The sequence below is a fragment of the Bradyrhizobium sp. WSM1253 genome (genome assembly GCF_000244935.1).
GTDB classification, from domain to species: domain Bacteria; phylum Pseudomonadota; class Alphaproteobacteria; order Rhizobiales; family Xanthobacteraceae; genus Bradyrhizobium; species Bradyrhizobium canariense.
In genome coordinates this window covers 179375-181810 of record NZ_JH600072.1, presented here as the reverse complement: position 1 = coordinate 181810, position 2436 = coordinate 179375, and the positions used below count along the sequence as shown (strand labels likewise).

Annotated in this window: 5 protein-coding genes; 3 read left to right on the top strand and 2 right to left on the bottom strand. The window is 61.5% G+C overall.

What is annotated here, in order from left to right:
• The 3 genes from BRA1253DRAFT_RS40865 to BRA1253DRAFT_RS00835 all read left to right on the top strand — a co-directional run.
• On the top strand, positions 1-125 hold a 125-nt coding region (locus BRA1253DRAFT_RS40865; RefSeq protein ID WP_009859300.1), incomplete at its 5' end, for an IS3 family transposase.
• Between the two features lie 4 nt (positions 126-129).
• Positions 130-408 (top strand): hypothetical protein, encoded by a 279-nt coding sequence (locus BRA1253DRAFT_RS43250; protein WP_157158505.1) that lies wholly within the window; start codon positions 130-132, stop codon positions 406-408.
• A 137-nt stretch (positions 409-545) separates the two neighbouring features.
• Positions 546-1301: a hypothetical protein gene (locus BRA1253DRAFT_RS00835; RefSeq protein WP_009859299.1), complete on the top strand. Its 756-nt coding sequence runs from the start codon at positions 546-548 to the stop codon at positions 1299-1301.
• A 470-nt stretch (positions 1302-1771) separates the two neighbouring features.
• Here BRA1253DRAFT_RS00835 and BRA1253DRAFT_RS45785 read toward each other — a convergent pair whose 3' ends face one another.
• Positions 1772-1978 carry a LysR substrate-binding domain-containing protein gene (locus BRA1253DRAFT_RS45785; RefSeq protein WP_256375781.1) on the bottom strand — a complete coding sequence of 69 codons (207 nt, stop codon included), beginning with the start codon at positions 1976-1978 and terminating at the stop codon, positions 1772-1774.
• A 26-nt stretch (positions 1979-2004) separates the two neighbouring features.
• Positions 2005-2316, bottom strand: a complete 312-nt coding sequence (locus BRA1253DRAFT_RS45780; RefSeq protein WP_051058375.1) for a LysR substrate-binding domain-containing protein — start codon at positions 2314-2316, stop codon at positions 2005-2007.
• Positions 2317-2436 lie beyond the last annotated feature (120 nt).

The window sequence follows — 2436 nt, the reverse complement described above, 5'->3', positions numbered from 1 at the left end:
CCAGGAACGAGGCCAGAGCAGATGTGTTCGATTACATCGAGCGGTTCTACAACACGACCCGACGTCACTCGACGATCGGTTACCTCAGCCCTGTTGAGTTCGAGCGCAAGGTGGGATTAGCTTAACCCGGTGTCCATCAAACCGGCAGCAGCTCAATATCGTGACGGAGCATTTAATTTGGTGCGAGGCGAATCCTCACTCCGGCCCGCACACCGGCATCGTATCATCCACAACCTACCACTCGACCAGTTGCGCTTTCACATTGCCATTGCCATTGCGAAGGTGAGCGCAAACACCGCAGCGAGTATTCAACCGGGCGGCCGCGTCGCGGATCGCGAGCGGAACCGACGCCCAACGCAACGCATGTGGCTCGATTTAATTGAACGCGCTGCCGCGTTCTGCAACTGAAGAGTGTTGGATAGCCTGTTAACTCGGATGGCCAGGAGCACAATTAATCCCTCACGTTGCCAGATTTAAGCCGCATCGGGGCCCATGTCGCCGCGAAGGCTCGTACCGAGTAGGGAGCGCAACACCGGGAGTTTTCGATGTCCCGCCATTTGCGATTTTACTCCGCCGGTTTAGTCCTTGTCGGAGGTCTTGCGGCGACACCAGCGTGCTCCGACCCTTTTGCCGACTTGTTCAATATTGCTCCGCGCGAGCCCGCTGCAACCTCATCGGTGCAGCCGGAATGTTTGCCGCGGCCCGGCAACTCGCCTGGCCCACGCCAGCACTGGGTCTATCGGCGGGACGGCCACCGCAAATGCTGGTTCCTGGCCGAAGGCGCCGCGACGGTGCGAAAGCCAGCTCACGGTCGTGTGGCCGCCCGCGCCGCTAGTCCTGCCGAAAACGAGGCCGCGCAGCAAAGGTCGAAGCCGATGATCGATGCGCGCGTGGAGTTGCTACCCTCTTCGCCCGCGGATCGGGCCCCGCCCATGCCGCCAGCGCGCGAACTCAAGGTGGCTGATGCCGCTCCTTTTTCCGAGGCGAGCAAGTCGGCCCTGATGCCGGCGCGACCCGTCGCGGATCTTCCTGCCACCCAGCTCACGCCCGAGCATTCCGTGCCGCCCGACGTAGACGTGGAGAAGCTTGCCGCGGCCGTGCGGGCCGACTCACCTGCAGCTATCCCGATGGCCGCGCACAATGAAGAGGTGCGCGACGAGCCGCGCAGCTGGACGGTAAACTCGTTAGGTGTGCTGCTGATGACGCTGGGAGGCTTTTCGATTTTAAGCTCGAACCATTCACGCTCGTGCGCTACGCCTCCTTCGTTCTTGGCTTTCGCCTCAGCAGAGGGCGGACTTTGATAGGAAGGGATATTTTGACGTCGTGGGATGCGATACTGGGAAGCGGTACCGAAGCCGGTCCAGATGCTGTTGCTGACGCTCCCATGCCGAGACCGCATCGGGCTGGGGGACATCTGCCTGGCGCGGCTGCCGATGGCCAGCGGGAGCAAGCCAGGGCAAGCACGAGGTCAACACGAGCGGCGCGGCATCCGAAGCGGCGCTGATCGAAACGTCAGGGAAAACGGCGGCATTATCTTGCTGGTAGGTTGCATTCGCTGGCGAAAGCAGGGCGGAGAAGACCGCAACCGCAACGGCTACGCTCAGTGAGCGGTTCACGATCGAGGCGCGGACATGGTGACACTCTGCTGCAGGAGGCTCGGAATGAGCAGCTCCGTTCGGTGTCACCCTACTCACACACTCGAAACGCTGAATGCCGGCCGAGATCGAAGACATGCTCATTCGTCTCGTGGGCTGGCCCGGATCAGCCGCGACTATGTCGCATTACGCGTTGACTTATGCTCGAAAAACTTCACGAATGTCCGCGCCTTGGCTGTCGCTGCACGGCCGGTCGGAAGCACTGCCCACAAGTCGAGCGGCGGAAGGCTCCACTCCGGCAAAACTGTGCGCACGGTGCCCGCTCGGAGCTCCGGGCTGAACATCCACTCCGAGGCGATGGTCAGTCCTGCATGAGCTAGCACTGCGGCTCTCACGCCTTCCGCGGCACTCACCCGAAGCCTGCCTTGAACGCTGACGGCCAATACGTAGTTTCGCGCACGAACGACCAGACGTGGCCTTCCTGAAGATAGACGACGGCCTGGTGCTTGCTCAGTTCACCCGGCGCCGAAGGCGTGCCCGCCCGATTAAAGTAGGCCGGCGTCCCGAGCACATGCCGCTTGCACCTGGCGACGCGGCGGGCAGTCAGTGTCGAATCCATCGTCTTCCCCATCCGCAGGGCCAGATCGATACCTTCCTGGACAAGGTCGATTTGGCGGTCGTCCAGAACCACCTCGAGATCCAATTCCGGATGCTGCGCCATGAACGTAAGCGCGAAGCCGATACCCTTGCTTCAGAATTCGAATGAACGTGCGAAAGAAGCCTCCGGCTTGGACGGAGGTTTGGGATGGGATTGGACAGCAAAAAGGACGTCCATTTGGAC

Bases quoted from the DNA above. Each gene is read 5' to 3' on its own strand.
- BRA1253DRAFT_RS45780 (WP_051058375.1), bottom strand. From the start codon at position 2,316: ATGGCGCAGCATCCGGAATTGGATCTCGAGGTGGTTCTGGACGACCGC.
- BRA1253DRAFT_RS00835 (WP_009859299.1), top strand. From the start codon at position 546: ATGTCCCGCCATTTGCGATTTTACTCCGCCGGTTTAGTCCTTGTCGGA.